The sequence below is a fragment of the Micromonospora sp. DT68 genome (genome assembly GCF_049847245.1).
In the GTDB taxonomy this organism is placed as follows: domain Bacteria; phylum Actinomycetota; class Actinomycetes; order Mycobacteriales; family Micromonosporaceae; genus Micromonospora; species Micromonospora profundi.
In genome coordinates this window covers 417,551-432,018 of sequence record NZ_JBNCNZ010000005.1, presented here as the reverse complement: position 1 = coordinate 432,018, position 14,468 = coordinate 417,551, and the positions used below count along the sequence as shown (strand labels likewise).

Genomic DNA, 14,468 nt, shown 5'->3' with positions numbered 1-14,468 from the left:
GCGGCGAAACACTCCTGGCCCAGGGTGAAGGTCGTTCGAGCATCCGCTCCAGGAGAGGACGGGACGATGCCCCATCCCACGACCGGGTCGCGCCGCTCACGGCGGCCGGCCGCCCTGCTCACCGCGACGCTTGTCGCGGCCGTCTTGACCAGCGGTGCGGCCGTGACCCCGGCCGCCGCGGCAACGGTGGCCGAGCCGGACACCGCCGCCCTGGCCGCGTCACTTACCAACCAGCGCCTCTCCTGGGAGCCGTGCGGGTTGGACGGCGTCAGCCCCGAGGACGTCGCCGACCTGCGCCTGGCGTGCGCGACGGTCACCGTCCCGCGCGACTGGCACAACCCGCGCGACGGGCAGACGATCCAGGTACGCATCAGCCGCACCGTCGCCTCCGGCAGTGACCGCAAGGGCATCCTGCTCGTCAATCCGGGTGGCCCCGGTGGCAGTGGCCTGTCGCTGGCGCCGTACGTGGCGCGGTCCGCGCCGACGCTCGCCGAGCACTACGACGTGATCGGGTTCGACCCGCGCGGCGTCGGGCAGAGCACCCCGCTGCTGTGCCGGGTGACCTATCGCGACACCGACGTCACGAACGACCAGATCACCCAGGCCAACGTGGCCGGCTGCCGCAGCACCGGGCTGACGAGGTACATCACCACCGAGCAGACCACGTACGACATGGACTTCATTCGGGTGCTGCTGGGGGAGCGCAAGCTCAACTACCTCGGCTACTCGTACGGCACGTGGCTGGGCACCTGGTACGCGGCCACGTTCGGCAGCCGTACCAACCGCATGGTGCTCGACTCGGTGGCCGCCGTCGGCTCGCCCACGTTGCAGGAGACGTGGGACCTGCAACCGTTCACCCGTGACCGGGCGTTCCAGGAGCAGTTGATGCCGTACATGGCCCGCCATGACGACCTGTACGGCAGGGGCACCGACCCGATGAAGATCCGGGAGATGTTCGAGCGGGCCGGCGGCACCCGCGTCGGCATGGGTCCGTTCATGTTCGGCTGGTTCATTCTCGGCGCCCTCTACGACACCCAGAACTACCCGACCGCGGCGGCGGCCGTGAACACCGTGATCCAGTACTACGAGGAGTGGAACGGCTGGACGCCCGAGCAGATCCTCGCCGCCGCCATCGCGAAGCTGCTCGTCGCGCCCGGGATCACCGCCGACGACCGCGCCTACATCAAGCAGGCACGGGTCACCGCCGAGGCCGCGCTGAAGACCCAACGTGACCGGAGCCGGCTGGCGCAGGGCACCGGCGAGTACACGTACGACATCGACTACGTCTTCGAGGTGATCCGCTGCCAGGACGGGCAGTGGAACGACAGCATCGGGCACTGGAACGCGTTCAGCCGCCGCCTCACCCGCGACGCCCCGCTTGTCGCCCCGTACCTGCAGAACCCGCCGGCCTGCGCGTACTGGCCGACGAGCAACCGGATGCCCAAGTTCGACAAGAAGACGTTCCCCAAGGTGCTGATGCTTCAGGACGAGCTCGACGTCGCCACTGCCTACGAGGGTGCGCTGGCGGCGTCGAAGAAGCTGCCCGGCGCGTCGATGATCAGCGTCGACAACGAGGGCAGCCACGGCGTCTTCCCGTACTACACCCCGTGCGTGGACGACCCGGTCTACGCCTACCTGCTCGACGGCCGGCTGCCCGCCGAGACGTACACCGGATGTCAGGCGGTGCCGTTGCCGGGCGAGACGGCGGTCTTCGAGGTGGGCGGCAAGCTGACCGGCAAGGGAACGGTGCGCACCCGACTGATCACCGATGACATGCGGGAAGCCAACCGCATGCTCAAGCGGATGCTGCGGACCGAGCCGGGGCCCTCGTACCCGGAGTGATGGGGTGTCGTGTGCGGGCGGCGACCGGCCGCCCGCACATCCGCCACCTGATGAGGGCGTTTAAGGGCTTTGACCGCACCCCCAACCAAGGTCGACACCCATGCTGTACGCGGGGTCGGCCGCCACGGTGCGGGGATGTGGGTGGCGGTCCCGCCGTGATGGCCGAGCCCCGGAGGGACTGACCATGCCCAACGCCACCCACGCCGACGGCGCGACGGCACGGCCCAGGTCCACCTCGGCGGCGGTACGCGTCGCGTTCGCGTTCTGGATCACCCTGGTGGGGACCACGGTGCCGACGCCGCTCTACCCGCTCTACGAGGTGGAGTTCGGCTTCTCGTCGTTGACGGTGACAGTGGTCTACGCGTTGTACGCGCTCGGCGTGGTCGTGGGCCTGCTGCTCTTCGGCCGCCTCGCCGACCAGATCGGCCGCCGCCCGGTCATCCTCGCCGCGCTCGTCCTCTCGGTCGTCGCCGACGCGGTCTTCCTGGGCGCCGTGGACCTCGCGATGATCGTGATCGGTCGGGTGCTCGCCGGCCTGTCCGCCGCGCTGGTGATCGGAGCGGGAACGGCGGCGTTGAGCGAGCTGATCAGCCCGAGCCATCCGAGGCGGGCCGCCACCGTGGCGATCTTCGCGAACCTGGGTGGTCTGTCCGCCGGCACCCTGTTGGCGGGGATCGTCTCGGACGTCGCTCCCGATCCGCTGCGGGTGCCCTGGGCCATCGTGCTCATCCTGGCGATCGTCGCGATCGTCCTGATGATCGGAGTGCCCGAGACGGTGCCGCATCGCTCGCCGCTGAACCTGCGGCCGCAACGACTGCACGTGCCGCCGGAGATCCGTGGCGAATTCGTCCGCTCCGCGCTCACCGCGGGCGCCGGCTTCGCGGCGCTGGGCGTGCTCACGGCGGTGAGCGGCCTGTTTCTCGGCATGGAACTGCACAGGACGTCGCACACCCTGGCCGCGCTCGTGGTGTTCGTGGCGTTCACCGGCGCCGCGTTCGGGCAACTCCTGACCCGGGTGCTGCCCTCCCGCGCCGCACTGATCGCCGCCTGCGCCGGCCTGATCGTGGGGGCCGCCCTCATCGGGCTCAGCATGTCGATGGTGCTGCTGCTCCCACTGTTCCTCGGTGCGGCGGTCAACGGGGTGGCCTCCGGGGTGGCGGTGGGCGACGGCATCGCAACCATCACGGTGAAGGCCCCGCACGAGCACCAGAGTGCGACGGTGTCGACATTCTTCGCCATCCTGTTCACCATGCTGGGCGTGCCGGCGGTCGCGGTCGGCCTGCTCGCCCAGGCGATCGGCCTACGGACCGCCGCCGAGATCTTCAGCGCGGTCGTGGCGTTGCTCGCGCTGCTCGTGCTTGTCACGCTGGTCCGCGACGGTTCCGGCCGGGGCCGCACAGACGAGTGAGGTGTTGCCATGACGTTCACCACCAGGCCGACGCTGCGGGGAACCTTCGGCATGGTGTCCTCGACGCACTGGCTCGCCAGCCAGGCCGCCATGGGAATGCTGGAGCGCGGGGGGAACGCCTTCGACGCGGCGGTCACCGCCGGGTTCGTGCTGCACGTCGTGGAACCGCACCTCAACGGACCCGGCGGCGAGGTGCCCGCCATCGTGGCCACCGCCCAGGACCCGACCCCGAAGGTGCTGTGCGGGCAGGGACCGGCACCGGCTGACGCCACCATCGCGCACTTCCGGTCCCTCGGGATGGACCTCATCCCCGGCGCCGGTCCGCTCGCGGCGGCAGTACCGGGCGCCGTCGACGCCTGGCTCCTGCTGCTGCGCGAGCACGGCACGCTCACGCTCGCCGAGGTGTTGGCGCCGGCGATCGACTACGCCGACGCCGGTCACCCGCTTCTGGGCAGGGTCGTCGACACGGTGACGGCCGTGCGGTCGCTGTTCGAGGAGCACTGGCCGACGTCCGCCCAGCTGTGGCTGCGCGACGGCCGGCCACCGACGGCGGGGGAGAGGTTCGCCAACCCGGCGTACGCGCGGACCCTGCGGCGACTGGTCCAAGCCGGCCTTGCGGCCGGCACCGACCGGGAGGCCCAGATCGAGGCGGCGCGACGAGCCTGGGGTACGGGGTTCGTCGCCGACGAGATCGACAGGTTCAGCCGCAGGCCGTTCCAGGATTCCAGCGGACGCCCGCACGCCGGTCTCGTCACCGGCGACGACATGGCCGCCTACTCGGCCACCTGGGAGGAACCGGTGACCCTCGACTGGCACGGCTACTCGGTGGCGAAGACGAGCTTCTGGGGGCAGGGCCCGGTGCTGCTGGAGACGCTGTCCGTCCTCGACGCCCTCGACGACCCCGGCGCGTACGACCCGGCGACCGCGTTCGGCATCCACGCCCAGGTCGAGGCGCTCAAGCTCGCCTTCGCCGACCGTGAGGCGTGGTTCGGCGACGGCGCGGACGTGCCGGCCAAGGCGCTGCTGTCCCGGGAGTACGCGCGGGAGCGGGCAGCCCTCATCGGTGACCGGGCATCGTGGGAACTGCGTCCGGGGCGCCCCGACGGGGCGCAGCCGCGACTCCCGGCGCACGTCCGGGCCGGTGCCGTCGGGCGCGCCGACCGGTCGGACGCCACGACCGGGGAGCCGACGGTGCAGTCGGACGGTGTGACCCGGGGCGACACCTGCCACGTGGACGTTGTCGACCGCTGGGGCAACATGATCTCCGCTACCCCGAGCGGCGGCTGGTTGCAGAGTTCACCGACGATCCCGGAACTGGGGTTCCCGTTGGGCACCCGGTTGCAGATGTTCTGGCTGGAGGAAGGCCTCGCCTCGTCGCTCGCACCGGGCCGGCGACCCCGCACCACGTTGAGCCCGACGATGGTCCACCGTGACGGGCAGCCGGTGCTGGCCTGCGGCACCCCCGGCGGCGACCAGCAGGACCAGTGGCAGGTGCCGTTCCTGCTGCGCCACCTCGTCGGCGGCCAGAGCATCCAGGAGGCCATCGACGCGCCAGCGTTCCACACGGTCGGGCTGCCGGAGTCGTTCTATCCGCGCGACATGGAACCCGGCGTCATGGTGGTGGAGGACCGGCTCGACGAGGCGACGGTGGCGGCGCTGCGGGCGTACGGGCACGAGGTGCGGCTCTCCGACGCGTGGAGCCTCGGCCGCCTCTGCGCGGTGAGCCGCGACCCGGCCACCGGTGTGCTCGCGGCCGGCGCGAACCCGCGAGGCATGCAGGGGTACGCCTGCGGTCGGTGACGGCGACTCCGCAGTCACCGGCGGGCGGCGGCTACCCGAAACGCTGGATACTGCCGCCCCGACCCGCGTACCGCGGCCAGCCCTGCGCTGTCAACGCCTGCGCTCCGCTGGCGGCGAACGCCAGCCAGGCTGCGCGTAGCGGGCCACCCCGCGCGGCCACCTCGGCCCAGGTCTGCCCGGCGAGCATCGGCGCCTGCGCCCAGTCGGCCTCGTCACCGAAGAGCAGCGGAAGGTCGCTGCAGTGGCAGGCGTGGTACGGCGACGTCGGTGCCGGCCCGTCGATGCGGTACGCGAAGACCTGCGCGCCCGCCTGCGCCAACTGCCTGCCGAAGCGCAAGGTGGGTCGGGTGAAGACCGACCGGGTCGAGAGCCGGATGGCCGCGTTCTCCACTGCCCGTCCGACAAGCGGTACGTGCCGGGAGAGCGGGCCGCCGGCCAGGAAGTAGGCGATCTCGCGGTGGGTCGTGCCGAGCACCACCTCAAGGCCCGGGGCGCCCGCGCGCCAGGCGGCCCGCCAACCCGCCACGTCCGGGAGAGGAGACACGCCGGCCACCGGCTGGTACGCCGGGGCGAGCCCGAATCCGCTGCGCGCGGCCACATCCCGCTCGGCCAGCTGCTGCGCGGCGACGATCTCCGCGAGGGACGCCTCCCGTGGGTCGCGCCCCAGCCGGGCCATGAAACGGTCGGCGACCCGGCCGGCCGCGCGCTCGCCGGCAAGCCCGATGCCCAGCGGTGGACTCTGCAACACCGCCCGACGGAACAGCGGTCGGGCCTGCTCCACGCCGAGCAGGCAGGCGACCGAGTGGGCGCCCGACGACTGACCCACAAGTGTCACGTTCGCCGGATCGCCGCCCAGGTCGGCCGCGTTGTCGCGGACCCAGCGCAACGCCTCGATCTGGTCCAGCAGACCCAGGTTGCCGGGGGAGATGCCCGGCGCCCGCAGGTAGCCGAGCGCCCCGAGCCGGTAGTTGACGCTCACCACCACCACGTCGCCCTCGCGGGCGAGCCTGTCGGTGCGGTAGCGGTCCCAGGAGCCCGCGCCGGAACGGTACGAGCCGCCGTGCAGCCAGACAAGCACCGGCCGCGCGGCGCGGTCGGCCGCCGGGGTGACGACGGTCAGGTTCAGGCAGTCCTCCGACTGCACGCCCACCTCGCACCAGCCGCCGGCTGTCGTGGCCCGGGCCGGAGGTTGAGGGCTGACGGCACCGTGTTCCCGCGCGTCGCGGATCCCCGACCACTGCCGCTCCGGCACGGGTGCCGCGAAACGGTCGGCGGTTGCGTACCGGACGCCCCGCAGGACCGTCAGCCCGTCTGCTCGCCGGCCGCGCAGCGTGCCCCCGCGCACGGTGACCAGCACGTCCGCATCGGCCGCCGCCGCGTCCGGGACAGCCCGGATGACCTGCTCCGACGTCACTGCCGACCCCGCCATACGGACGTCACTGCCACTCCGCCCTTCGGACGTCACTGCCCAGACCCCGCCTCTCGTGGACCCGCCCGCCGCCCGCGCGGTGGCAACCGGCGACGGGACGCGACAGCCACGGTAATCCGCCGCCCGTACGCCCGGAGCCTGGCGTCGTCGCCACGAGACGCATGTCATCAGTGCGCGGCGATCAGTCGGCCGGAGAGCCTCAGCGGCTGCTGGCGAACAGGGCCAGGCGTACCCGATTGGGGCTTTCGGTCTTGGTCATGAGGCTCGTGATGTGGGTCTTGACAGTGGTGACGCCGATGTGTAGCCGTTCGGCGATCTCGGCGTTGGTGAGGCCCTCGGCGACCAGTGCGAGGACGTCCTGCTCGCGGGCTGTCAGGCCGTGCACCGGTCGCGGCGCCCCGGCGCGGGCGTGCACGGCGCGCTGGACGAGGCGTTGCAGCACCTCCGGGCTGAACGGGCTGTCGCCCGTGGCGGCGCGGCGGATGCCGTCCAGCAGTTCGGTCGGGGGTGCGTCCTTGAGCAGGAAGCCGCAGGCGCCGGCCGTGAGGGCGGGGTAGAGATGGTCGTCGTCGCCGAACGTGGTCAGCACCAGTACGCGGGCGGCGGGCCGCTCGGCGAGGATGCGGGTGGTCGCGGTGATCCCGTCGACGCCCGGCATGCGCAGGTCCATGACGACGACGTCGGGGACGAGCCGCGCGGCGAGGGTGACCGCGTCCCGGCCGTTGTCGGCCTCGCCTACCACCTCGATGTCGGGCTGCGCTTCGCACAGCATGCGCAGGCCCGCACGGATGAGGTGCTGGTCGTCGACAAGCAGGACGCGGATCATGCCGGCTCCGGTTCTGGCGAGGGCGACAGGTTCGGCGTCGCGCGGTCCCGGGGCACCGATCCGGCACGCGTCCCGGCGACGGATGCGTCGGTCACATGCGGGAGGACTGCGCGTACCCGCCACCCCGTTTCGGTCGGCCCCACCTCCAGCCGGCCACCGAGGACGTCGACGCGTTCCCGCATGCCGGTGATGCCGTGCCCGCCGCCGCCCGGCACCACCGGCGGCCGGCCGCCGCGCCCAGCGCTGTCCGGCCCCAACCCGCGCCCGCCGCCGTGGCGATCGTCGGTGACCTCCCAGTGCACGGTGTCGTCGTGGACGGCGACCGTCAGGTGCGCCAGCGCGGCCGGGCCGGCGTGACGGGCCACGTTGGTGAGCGCCTCCTGGGTCAGCCGCAGCACCGCCAGGCCCCGCACCGCGTCGAGCGCGCCAACGGCCGGGTCGATGTCGGCCTGCACGGTGATGCCCGCACGACGGGCCCGGTCCACCGTCGCGCCGAGCGCCGCCGGGAGCGCCGACGGGTCGATGGCGGTAAGCGCCGCGTCACCGCGTACCCCGTCGGGGTCGCGCAGCACCGCGACCAGCCGGCGCAGCTCCGACAGGGCTGCGGCGCCCGTGCCGTGCACGTCGTCGAACACCTCGTCCACCCGGGGGTCCAGGTCGGTGAGCACGTGCCGGGCCACGCCGATGCGCAGCACCATCGACGCCACGTGGTGCGCGACGACGTCGTGCAGTTCGCGGGCGATGGCGCTGCGTTCGTCGGCGCGCGCCGCCCGGCTCTCCGACTCGTGCCGGCGCTGCTCGGCCGCCGCCCGCTCCACTGCCTGCCGGCTGAGCTCCCGGTTGGTGCGGATGACAAGCCCGAGGAGCACCGGCACGCCGACCTCCAGGGCCAGCCCGACGACGCCGGAGGCCACCTTGTCGAGCGGGTCGCCGATCGAGTCTGTCAGGTTGACAGCGGCCAGCGCCACGGCGGCCATCCAGACAGTGCGGGATCGACGTGCCTGCATGGCGACCTCGAACAGCGCCCAACTCGCGCCCACCTGGTTGATCATGATGTCGTCGATCAGGCAGAAGGCGACCGCCAGCAGCGCGGCCTGCGCCGCCAGGTTGAGCACCGGCCGACCGTGCAGCAGCAGGCCGACCGTGAACGCGGCCACCCCAAGGATCCACTGCGTCCCCGTCGGTGGGTGGCTGCCCTGCGTGCCGAAGACCAGGTAGCCCAGCCCGCTGAGGTTGAGTAGCACCATCCGCACGAGAGTCTCCCGCGCGTCGAACAGTCGCCGCTCCCACGTCACCGGATCAGCCTACTGCGGGTGCGGCGGCACGAGCGGGCGCCGGCCAGCGGGTCCGCACGCCCAGGTAGGCGGCCAGACCGAGCGGTCCGAGCAGGATGGTCAGCACCAGCACCGGAGCCATGACCAGCGCCGGCACCTCCCGTTCCCGACTGTCCAGCCACGCCCAGCGACCCACGAACAGATCGAACGCGATCATGTGTGCCCAGCCGGCCGCCGCGCCGTCGGAGGTGCCCAGCAGGTCGCGCATCTCGTCCAGGGACGGTGCTGCCACCGCCGGCAGCACCTCCCCGAGCGCCGGGACCACCAGCAGCCCGTAGATCATCACGACCGGCAGCACGATCAGCGGCGAGCCGATGATCCGGGCGGTCCACGACCAGCGCGGCAACAGGATCATCAGCGCCCAGAACGGCGCGGCCACCGCGAACGTCAGTGTGAACAGCGTCGCGGTCATGCGGCCAACGCCAGATCCGGGTGGCGGCGTCCGCGCGCCAGCACCCGGCCGGCGGCGGTAGCGGTCGCGACCGCCAGGGCGGCCACGGCGACCAGCGTGAGGGCGTCCGGGCGCAGCAGCGGCTGTCCGCGCAGGGCCTGCCAGGTCAACAACAACGTGAGTACGCCGAACGCCGCGCCCGCGACGACCAGCAGCCGGGCACGGGTCCGTTCGTCCAGCCGCGTCGCGAACCGGTTCAACAGGATGGCCAGGATCGGCAGCGCCTGCAGGGCGTGCAGGCCCACGAAGTGCCCGATCCGCAGGTCGCCTCCGATGGTGCTCCAGCCGACCATCGGCAGACCCGCCTCGCCGTCAGTTACGCCCACACTGTGCGCCCCGCTGATTCCCTCGATCCCGGGGTTCTGGGTGGGTAGCATCATCGGCACCGCCAACAGCATGCCCAGCAGCGACAGGCCGAGCCCCCAGGCGACGGCGGTCGCGGCGACCCGGTCCGGAATGCGCTGTATCAGCACCACGATCCCGATGACGAGGTGTGCGAGGAACAGGATCGTGATCGACGCGCCCATCGCCGCGAAGATGATTCCGTTCAACGGGGTGGTGCCGTTGAAGTGGCTTGTCGTACCCCGTGCCACCTGCACGACCATCAGTGCCAACTCGACCACCGCCATCGCGACGATGACCGTGGCCGCCCACTCCGCGGCCCGGATCCGGCGCGGCAGCAGGGAGAGCATCCAGGCCAGCGTCGTCCCGTACAGCACGAAGGACACCGCGAACTTGAACGGCTTGAGCCAGATCGGCGAGCCGGTGAGGACCCGCGAGTCGACGACGATGCCGACCACGCAGGCGACGGCGATCACCGCCATCGCGGCGACGAGGAACATGAGTGGGCGGTGCCAGTGTGCCGCCCGGCGAAGTTCGAATCTCATGCCTGTAAGACTGCTGGCTGGGCGGATCGCCCGCGTCCGACCGGGAGCCCCGGCTGCGACCGGCGGTCGGAGCGCCGTCTCCTCCCCGGGTAGGAGACGGAAAGGCACGCGACACCTCGTCGATGCTGGCACAATGGCCGGCCTGTCTACGGGATCGGAAGTGGCATGACGACCGACGAGGACCGCGTCCAACCCAACGAGACCACCGTTCCGCTGCTGCACTGTGTGTCGCCCGAGGAGACCCTGACGTTCTGGCGCGCACTCGGGTTCGACGTGACCTACGAGCAGACCAGACCGTACGTGTACCTGGCGTTCGCGTGGAGTGGGTTCCAACTGAGCTACGGCTCCGCGCCGAAGAACCTGGACCCGACGAAGGAGACCACCGGCGGCTGCCTCGTGATGGTGGACGCGGTCGCGCCGTACCACGCGGCGTTCACCGAGGCGATGCGCCGCACGTACGGCAAGGTGCTGGTCAAGGGTCTGCCCCGGATGACCCGCTACCGTTCCGGCGCGTCGCGGTTCACCATCTTCGACCCGTCGGGAAACTCCATCGTCTTCATCCAGCGCGACGAGCCGCAGGATCTGGAGTACGGCGGGTCGAAGGAGTTGCAAGGGCTGACTCGGGTGCTCGACAACGCGCGGATCCTGCGCGAGTTCAAGATGGACGATCGGGCGGCCTACCGGGCGCTGGACTCGGGGATGCGACGGCGTGCCGAGGACGCCCCGGTGGTCGAGCAGGCGAAGGCGCTCGCCGGGCTGATCGAACTGTCAGTCGCGCTGGGCAAGACCGACCGGGTGCCCGAATGGGGAGCCCGGCTGCGCGAGCTCACGTTGACCGAGCCAGAGCGTACGCAGGTCAGGAGCTACGTCGCCGACCCGGCCCTGCTCGAACCGTGGTGGCGGCCCGAGGCGACCTGATGCCCGACGACCGGAGGCCGTGACCAGCGGCCTGACCGGCGGGGTATCGGCACCCCGCCGGTCAGAAGGGCCACTGGTCGCGGGACCCGGCCTCGATGAGCGGGATCATCGCGAACGCGGCGTCGGACAGGCCTCCGAAGGTGTGCCGGTTGTCGACGGTCGGCGTGTGCCCGGCCCGGTATCCGGCCAGGTTCCACGTGTACACGGGCACCTGTGCGGGCACCGCCGCCGCGACGTCCGCCCTGCCGTGCCAGTGAGCCTGCTCGTCGGTGAGGACGACCACCCGGTCGTGCCGGTCGTAGTGCTCCCGTACCGCCTTCTCGGTCTCCGTCCCCATGCCGTAGAAGTAGCCGTCGTCCTTGAACCGGCGCACCGCCGCCAGCACCGACTCACCCGCCACCGACGGGAACACCCGGCTGGCATTGGAGAACGACACCACAGTGGCAGCCTGCGCCCGTGTGGCCAGCGCGAGGCCGAACACCGTGGCGGCGTCCCAGAAGCGCAGCGTGCCGTCCTTGCTGAACGGACTCTGCATCGAACCGGACGTGTCGATGAGGACCAGGGTCCGTCCGTCCAGGGCCGGCACGTTCACCAGGGCGTGCTGCAACGCGGTCTCCAGCGGGTACGCCCACCGCAGGCTCGGCGCGGCGTTGAACGCCGACAGGAAACGCATCGGCAGCACCCGTGAGCCGGCGACCTGGCCCGGGTCGGCGAGCCTGGCCGCCACCGTCTGCGCGACCGCGTCACTGACGCCGGCCTGGTCGAAGTTGCGCAGGTTACGCAGCAGGGCCAGGTAGCCCATGTTCGGGATGATCGACTCCCACGCCGCGTCGTCCAGCGCGCTCTGTCGCCACCCGGCCAGAGCCTCCCACGTCATACCGGCCGCGCCCAGCACCGTCGGATCGGTGACCTCCCTGCGCTGCTCGACCGGCAGCGCCATGAGCGCGTGCCGCGCCGCCAGCATCGCGAGGGACGCCGGCAGCGGGTTGTCCCGCCCGTGCCGGCGGTCCAGCGCGTGCCGGAACAGGTCGCCCTGCCGCTCGTCCTTCGCTGTGGGGTGGGTCAGGTCGATGACGTCACCGAACCGCACCGGGTTTCCGACGGAGTCGTACTTGAGCAGGCTCCGCTCGGTGTACAGCCGCACCGCCGCGTCGGCAATGCCCCGCTTCACCGGCTTGGGCAGGGCCCGTCCGTGGCGGGCCAGCCAGTACGCCAGAGCCTCGCCCGGCTCGTCCGCACGCTGCAACGCGGCGTCCACGACCGCCCGCGAACCCGGCACACCTGCGGCGACCTGGGCGCGGGCGCCCTCCAGGGCCGCCACCACGGACGCCGAGCGCATCATCGCGCCGGTCCGCAGCCACGGTACGAAGCGGGCGAACCAGTCGGGATCGGCGACGGCGACGGTGGCGACGAGGTTCCGGAAACGGGCGTCCCGATCGGTGGCGCCCTCGTAGAAGGTGTCCTCGCCGACCATGTTCGACACACCGAGTAGGAACAGTTCGAGGCGCGGCTCACGGGTGAACGCGGGCGTACCCTCGGCGGTCACCGGCCGGAGGCGGCGCGGTTTGAGGTTGAACTTGGCCATGACGTCCCCCACGTCAGTCGGCCGGGGAGGCGCCACCGCACCACACACCCGAGATCAGAGTCGGCCACGGACTAGTCCGCCGTTCTGTCCGTTGAACCATCCACCCGAAGGTGTCGGGGGATTCGAACCCCCATCTGCGGATCCCGAAGTAACCGTTGCCTGCGCACCGGGTGTGTGGTGTGGTCGCGCTCCCCGAAATCGAGGCCAGTCACTGCTGTGCCGGGGCTTGGACCCCTTCGGAAGTGACAGTTGCCTGCGCACCGGGAGGTGCGGTCACGACCGTAGCGGTGGCGGTGACGGCCGGGCAACGGAGTTTGCGATCTTGTGATTGAGGAAGGTGGTCACGCCGCACGGCCGAGATCAAAGGGTGGACACGGTTTTAGCGGGCTCGAACCGCAGGCCCTAATCGGGCCTTGACCATGAAGTAGCCGTGCCCGTCGCACCGGCCGTGCGGCGTGGGCGCACATCCCGAGATCGAAGCGGCGACGGCGACCGGCCCTTGCGGGCCAAGGTGACCTGGGCCGCTGGTCGACACCACCGAAGTGGCGGTGGGATTCGAACCCACGTCTCCCCTTTTGAAGAGGAAGTAGCCGTTGCCTGCGCACCGGGAGGTGCCCCACGACGCTAGACCGACAGCCCTGCGCGGGCAAGCCGATTCGGAGCGCCCGCGAACCCCTGAGCCGCTGAGCCTCCACCGGGTCAGCCGCGATTGGCGGGGACGCCTACTCTCACGGCCATGGGAGCAATCAAGCCGTGGCATCTGATCCTGCTGTCCCTCTGCTGCCTCCTCCCGACGGCGGTGGCGATCGTCGGGGGAGTGTGGGCGCTTCGTCGACGTCGTACCCCTCGCTGAGGCCGCTCGGCGTCTCAGCGGGGCTGGAGCAGCCCACGGTCGGTAATGAACGCTCGCAGCGTTTCGTCGTCCTCGGCGGTCATCAGGCGGCGGGGGATCACCGTCGCCGGCATCCTGTCGACGTACACGATCCAGAACTCCGGGGTGTCCGTCACCTTGGCGACACCGTCCCAGGCGATGCCGCCGGACTCCGAGCCACTACGCATCATGATGTTGTCGTCGGTGATGTCGTAGGCGCCCTCGACGGCGTAGCCACCGGAGCGGCGTCGGGCGCGCCATCGGACCCATGGCGCGTACAGCATCGACAGCACGCCAGCCACGACAAGCGTCAGGTACAGCGACGAGAACCGGTCGCCCCCGGCGAAGCCCCGCGAGACGACGAAAGCGATCACCCCGACCGCCACCAGCACTGCGCCGATATAGCTGAACCGGCGCAGCCGGACACTGCTCAGCGCAGCGGCCACGCGGCCCGGGTACGCGGGATCGGCTGGGACGTCGAAACGAATGTGCACGCCAGAACGATAGTGCCCACCCGCCCCGGGGCCGCACCCCGCCGCCATGCGCTTGAGCTGAACCCTGGTTGAGGTTCTACGTTCGTCGTGACCGATCACCGGGGGAGGCGCATCTCATGACGATGCAGCAGTTGTCCGACGTCGAGCTCGCGCGCCAACCTGCCGCCTACTGGACAGGCGTCGCCTACGAAGCTCTCATCGCCTTCACCCGTGCCCGGCACGCCGAGCACGGCTTCACGCAGCCCCAGTTCTGGCTGCTGCGCAACCTCTCCGCGAACGACCTTCTGCCGCAGGGCGGCGGGATGACCGTCACCGAACTCCGCCGGGAGATGAGCTCGTATCTCCGGGCCGAAGACGATCTGGACGCCGAAGCGGAGGTTCTGCTGGAGCGCGGGTGGCTGGTCCGTGACGACGAGGGAAGGCTGCGGATCACCGAAGCGGGGGAAGAGGCTCGCGTCACCCTCGCGCAGCACGCGCCGGCCGTCCGGGCCCGCATCCACGAGGGCATCGATGACGCGGACTACGTTACGACCCTCAAGGTGCTCCGACAGATGATCCGGAACACCGGCGGCACGGTGTAGTGACCTCCAACCGCCGCTGCCGGTGTCACCCTGTCGCCGGGC

General features: G+C 71.3%; 12 protein-coding genes and 1 tRNA gene. 5 read left to right on the top strand and 8 right to left on the bottom strand.

What is annotated here, in order from left to right; translation table 11 throughout:
• Positions 1 to 66 precede the first annotated feature (66 nt).
• From ACPXB1_RS12650 to ACPXB1_RS12640, 3 genes are all read left to right on the top strand, one after another.
• On the top strand, positions 67 to 1,842 hold the full coding sequence (locus ACPXB1_RS12650; protein ID WP_355588741.1) for an alpha/beta hydrolase: 1,776 nt from the start codon (positions 67 to 69) through the stop codon (positions 1,840 to 1,842).
• A 184-nt stretch (positions 1,843 to 2,026) separates the two neighbouring features.
• Positions 2,027 to 3,250 carry an MFS transporter gene (locus ACPXB1_RS12645; protein WP_355630013.1) on the top strand — a complete coding sequence of 408 codons (1,224 nt, stop codon included), beginning with the start codon at positions 2,027 to 2,029 and terminating at the stop codon, positions 3,248 to 3,250.
• A 9-nt stretch (positions 3,251 to 3,259) separates the two neighbouring features.
• Positions 3,260 to 5,050, top strand: a complete 1,791-nt coding sequence (locus tag ACPXB1_RS12640) for a gamma-glutamyltransferase family protein (protein ID WP_355588745.1) — start codon at positions 3,260 to 3,262, stop codon at positions 5,048 to 5,050.
• A 31-nt stretch (positions 5,051 to 5,081) separates the two neighbouring features.
• Here the strand turns inward: ACPXB1_RS12640 and ACPXB1_RS12635 are convergent, their stop codons facing one another.
• The 5 genes from ACPXB1_RS12635 to ACPXB1_RS12615 all read right to left on the bottom strand — a co-directional run bounded on the left by ACPXB1_RS12635 (position 5,082) and on the right by ACPXB1_RS12615 (position 9,977).
• Positions 5,082 to 6,464 (bottom strand): carboxylesterase family protein, encoded by a 1,383-nt coding sequence (locus ACPXB1_RS12635; protein ID WP_425735276.1) that lies wholly within the window; start codon positions 6,462 to 6,464, stop codon positions 5,082 to 5,084.
• A 214-nt stretch (positions 6,465 to 6,678) separates the two neighbouring features.
• Positions 6,679 to 7,305 (bottom strand): response regulator transcription factor, encoded by a 627-nt coding sequence (locus tag ACPXB1_RS12630; RefSeq protein ID WP_355588749.1) that lies wholly within the window; start codon positions 7,303 to 7,305, stop codon positions 6,679 to 6,681.
• Entirely contained in the window at positions 7,302 to 8,600 is a 1,299-nt protein-coding gene (locus ACPXB1_RS12625; RefSeq protein WP_425735275.1) for a sensor histidine kinase, read from the bottom strand. The genes ACPXB1_RS12630 and ACPXB1_RS12625 overlap by 4 nt, the downstream gene beginning before the upstream one ends.
• 4 nt (positions 8,601 to 8,604) lie before the next feature.
• Positions 8,605 to 9,051 (bottom strand): ABA4-like family protein, encoded by a 447-nt coding sequence (locus ACPXB1_RS12620; protein WP_355588753.1) that lies wholly within the window; start codon positions 9,049 to 9,051, stop codon positions 8,605 to 8,607.
• Complete coding sequence (locus tag ACPXB1_RS12615) at positions 9,048 to 9,977, bottom strand: hypothetical protein (protein ID WP_355588755.1); 930 nt, start codon at positions 9,975 to 9,977, stop codon at positions 9,048 to 9,050. Before ACPXB1_RS12615 ends, ACPXB1_RS12620 begins: the two co-directional genes overlap by 4 nt.
• Before the next feature lie 165 nt (positions 9,978 to 10,142).
• On the opposite strand from ACPXB1_RS12615, the gene ACPXB1_RS12610 reads away from it, so the two are divergent.
• Entirely contained in the window at positions 10,143 to 10,895 is a 753-nt protein-coding gene (locus ACPXB1_RS12610; protein WP_355588757.1) for a glyoxalase, read from the top strand.
• A gap of 61 nt (positions 10,896 to 10,956) precedes the next feature.
• Here ACPXB1_RS12610 and ACPXB1_RS12605 read toward each other — a convergent pair whose 3' ends face one another.
• From ACPXB1_RS12605 to ACPXB1_RS12595, 3 genes are all read right to left on the bottom strand, one after another.
• Entirely contained in the window at positions 10,957 to 12,480 is a 1,524-nt protein-coding gene (locus tag ACPXB1_RS12605) for a TROVE domain-containing protein (protein WP_425735274.1), read from the bottom strand.
• 543 nt (positions 12,481 to 13,023) lie between these two features.
• Positions 13,024 to 13,086, bottom strand: a tRNA-OTHER gene (locus ACPXB1_RS12600).
• A 261-nt stretch (positions 13,087 to 13,347) separates the two neighbouring features.
• The gene (locus ACPXB1_RS12595) at positions 13,348 to 13,845 is read right to left on the bottom strand and encodes a YcxB family protein (RefSeq protein ID WP_355630025.1); all 498 of its coding nucleotides are present in this window, start codon (positions 13,843 to 13,845) and stop codon (positions 13,348 to 13,350) included.
• A 116-nt stretch (positions 13,846 to 13,961) separates the two neighbouring features.
• Between ACPXB1_RS12595 and ACPXB1_RS12590 the strand changes: the two genes are divergently transcribed.
• Positions 13,962 to 14,426, top strand: coding sequence for a MarR family transcriptional regulator (locus tag ACPXB1_RS12590; RefSeq protein ID WP_425735273.1), 465 nt, complete (start codon positions 13,962 to 13,964; stop codon positions 14,424 to 14,426).
• The last annotated feature ends 42 nt before the right edge of the window (positions 14,427 to 14,468 follow it).